The sequence below is a fragment of the Microcystis sp. M_QC_C_20170808_M3Col genome (assembly GCF_007095505.1).
In the GTDB taxonomy this organism is placed as follows: Bacteria; Cyanobacteriota; Cyanobacteriia; order Cyanobacteriales; family Microcystaceae; genus Microcystis.
On the sequence record NZ_SFBY01000100.1, the window covers coordinates 1 to 3,021 of the forward strand.

At 44.5% G+C, this 3,021-nt stretch carries 4 protein-coding genes and 1 pseudogene; 1 reads left to right on the forward strand and 4 read right to left on the reverse strand.

Annotated elements, in window-relative coordinates:
• Positions 1-132: pseudogene (locus EWV84_RS05045) on the reverse strand (photosystem II q(b) protein); the annotation flags it as partial.
• A gap of 275 nt (positions 133-407) precedes the next feature.
• On the opposite strand from EWV84_RS05045, the gene msrB reads away from it, so the two are divergent.
• Positions 408-824 carry a peptide-methionine (R)-S-oxide reductase MsrB gene (gene msrB / locus EWV84_RS05050; protein ID WP_287076853.1) on the forward strand — a complete coding sequence of 139 codons (417 nt, stop codon included), beginning with the start codon at positions 408-410 and terminating at the stop codon, positions 822-824.
• A gap of 52 nt (positions 825-876) precedes the next feature.
• Here the strand turns inward: msrB and EWV84_RS05055 are convergent, their stop codons facing one another.
• From EWV84_RS05055 to apcA, 3 genes are all read right to left on the reverse strand, one after another.
• On the reverse strand, positions 877-1,080 hold the full coding sequence (locus EWV84_RS05055) for a phycobilisome linker polypeptide (protein WP_002739162.1): 204 nt from the start codon (positions 1,078-1,080) through the stop codon (positions 877-879).
• 190 nt (positions 1,081-1,270) lie between these two features.
• On the reverse strand, positions 1,271-1,756 hold the full coding sequence (gene apcB, locus EWV84_RS05060; protein WP_149106796.1) for an allophycocyanin subunit beta: 486 nt from the start codon (positions 1,754-1,756) through the stop codon (positions 1,271-1,273).
• Between the two features lie 79 nt (positions 1,757-1,835).
• The gene (apcA, locus tag EWV84_RS05065) at positions 1,836-2,321 is read right to left on the reverse strand and encodes an allophycocyanin subunit alpha (protein ID WP_002739012.1); all 486 of its coding nucleotides are present in this window, start codon (positions 2,319-2,321) and stop codon (positions 1,836-1,838) included.
• Between the last annotated feature and the right edge of the window lie 700 nt (positions 2,322-3,021).

Below are 3,021 nucleotides of genomic sequence, written 5' to 3' on the forward strand. Positions count from 1 at the left end.
GGCGGTGAGCAGGGTGGGGATCATGATCACACCGAACCAACCGATGTATAAACGGTTGTTGGTGCTGGTGATCCACTGACAGAACTGCTCCCACAGGGAGGCGCTTTCGCGCTGTTGTAAGGTGGTGGTCATTGGTTTATGATTCCTATTAAGTTGTCGAGGTACGATTGATTGATGATGTCTCTATCTTAGAGATTTTGTAACGGTTTGTAAAGGGGTTTGACAAAAGTATTTCTTGTTGAAGATATAAGTTCAGCTTATGCTAAGTTTATAGGGTTTCTTGACCAAGTTTTCCTTTTGGGGAGTCCGTCGTCAGAAGCGGATGCCAAATCAGGTCATACTTCATGTTTATGAAAAAACCCCAGATCTCGAACTCAGGTTAGACTAAAAAGAGAAATTTAATCATAATGGCGGTTGTCATGACTATGGTAGAAAAAGTTCGTAAAACCGAGGCGGAATGGCAGGCCCAGCTAACTCCCGAACAGTTCCAAGTTACTCGCAAAAAGGGAACAGAACGGGCTTTTACGGGTAAATATCACGATAATAAAGAAAAAGGTATTTACAAATGTGTCTGCTGTGGTACGGAGTTATTTACTTCTGACAGTAAGTATGATTCGGGTACTGGTTGGCCGAGTTTCTGGACAGCTACTAACGAGGCTAATATTAAGTACGAACGAGATATTAGTTTTTTCATGGTGCGGACAGAGATTGTTTGTGCCGCCTGTGATGCTCATCTCGGTCACGTTTTTAATGATGGTCCACCCCCGACGGGAAAACGCTATTGTCTCAACTCTGCCGCTTTGCATTTTGAAAAAAATCCCTAAAGCAAAAAGAGGTCTGGAAAGACCTCTTTTTTTAAGTTCCAGTGGCAGCCAATTACAGTAAACCTGTATTAGTCCCGGGTTTACCAGTAGCTAACTGCACTTTGACAATTTTGCCGCCCATTTTCATGATGCGTTGTTGCTCACGAAACCAATTATCGTAGGGAACGAGTTTGGTGAAATAGGTATTTTGTAATTCCCGTTGTGTCCGAATGCGGCTTTGGCTAGGAACACAAGCGGTGATTTTGAACATCCGCATGGATTGATTTCTCCTAATCGCTGAAAAACTTGTCGCTTAAACTAACGAAGGCTTTTTCCTAAAATAACAAAGGTCGGGAGTCAAGGATCAATACTAGCTCGTCAAAACCTATCTTGGACAGATTCAGCCTTTAAAGACCTAGCACTCATCCTCGGCTTCCCGAACCCTATTTTGTCCGAGTTCGTTACTTCTAGCTTAAGCCAGAGCTAATGTAGTCGAAGTAAATCCCCATTTCTTTACCCGCATCGGCACCAACTAAACTAGCGGTGACTTCTTTCATCGCTTGGATAGCTTGAACGGTGGAGGAGATGGGTACACCTAAAGAGTTGTAGGTTTCTTTCAGGCCGTTGAGAACGCGCTCGTCGAGGATGGAAGGATCTCCAGCTAACATAGCGTAGGTAGCATAACGGAGATAGTAGTCGAGGTCACGGATACAAGCGGCGTAACGACGGGTGGTGTACATATTACCACCTGGACGGGTTACGTCAGAGTATAACAGGGACTTAGCCACAGCTTCTTTAACGATACCAGCAGCGTTAGCGCTAATGACACTAGCGGCGCGCACGCGCAGTTCACCGGTGGCGAAGTAGCCTTTCAGTTTGCCGAGAGCAGCAGCGTCAAGGTATTTGCCTTGAACGTCAGCAGAGTTGATAACAGAAGTAATTGCGTCTTGCATGGTGGTTCTTCCTTGGGTTTTGCTTAATCTTAAGAGGTTTACGAGGGGTGTGTCTAGAACAATTCACAAAGGAATTATTCTACGACATAGAGCCGATCACGTAATCGAAGTAGGAAGAAGCTTCAGAAGCATCGTCAGAAGACATAAGACCAGTAGCAACTTCTTTCATTTCGCGAACGCTTTGAGCTACGGCACCGATGTCGGTTCCTAAAGATTTGTACATTTCACGCACACCGACTAAACCGATTTCTTCAATCGGGGTGACATCACCAGCAACTACTCCGTAGGTGATTAAACGTAGGTAGTAGTCCATGTCACGCAGACAGGTAGCGGTCATTTCTTCGCCGTAAGCGTTGCCACCGGGGGAAACGATGTCAGGACGTTTTTGGAATAAGCGATCGCCAGCTTGTTTGACGATGGTTTCGCGAGCGCCGGTCAGGGTTTCAGCGATGCGTAAACGAGCGGCACCACTGCCAACGAAGGCTTTAATTCTGTCTAGTTCGCCGGGGCTGAGGTAACGAGCTTCAGCATCAGCATTCACGATCGATTTCGTGACGATACTCATTGATGGATTCCTCCCAACTAAGTGAGATTAATAAACTTAATCTGACATTTTATAGCAGTTGTGGTCACTACGCTCAAGTTATCTCGTTTCCGCCTCAGCGTCTCAAGACTTCCCTAGCTAGAGCGACCTAACGCAACTATTTTGCGGCATCTGGTTCACCTTCTCACTATTTTCGTAATACTTTTTAACATTTGCCCGAAGAAGGAAGCACCGGTGTGGGGAGCGATTTTTCAGTGAGCAGTAAATAGTAATCAGTAATCAGTGAACCTCGTCTAATATTATCTCAAGACTAAAAGTCTTTCTAGTTAAGGAATCTACCCAAATCAAAATGATTTTAATTGCCTCATATTTTTTCACTGAAATTGAATTAGCAACGATAGATATACATTTCAGCCATCGAACTACTTGGCTAGTACATAGACCAAAAGCAAGCTGTGATTGGGTTATAATTTTTGGAGATGTCTAGTGAACTGAAAACTCGCATCTGATCACTGATCACTGAAAAGGCTGTCTCCTGGTTTACCGAAAAATTGGGTTTAAAGCCTCGCCCTTTTAGGGCGACTTTATATGATGTATGATATTAAGAATAGGGGGCCGGGTAAGCAACCGCTTAAAAAACCCAGTCATCAACCGATGAACGCACCTTGAAAACTAGAGTTATGGGGTTCTATAGGGGAATGCTCCTATAGGTAAAAGCTCT

Coding starts and splice junctions, on each gene's coding strand:
- apcA (WP_002739012.1), bottom strand. CDS start 2,321: ATGAGTATCGTCACGAAATCGATCGTGAATGCTGATGCTGAAGCTCGT.
- apcB (WP_149106796.1), bottom strand. CDS start 1,756: ATGCAAGACGCAATTACTTCTGTTATCAACTCTGCTGACGTTCAAGGC.
- EWV84_RS05055 (WP_002739162.1), bottom strand. CDS start 1,080: ATGCGGATGTTCAAAATCACCGCTTGTGTTCCTAGCCAAAGCCGCATT.
- msrB (WP_287076853.1), top strand. CDS start 408: ATGGCGGTTGTCATGACTATGGTAGAAAAAGTTCGTAAAACCGAGGCG.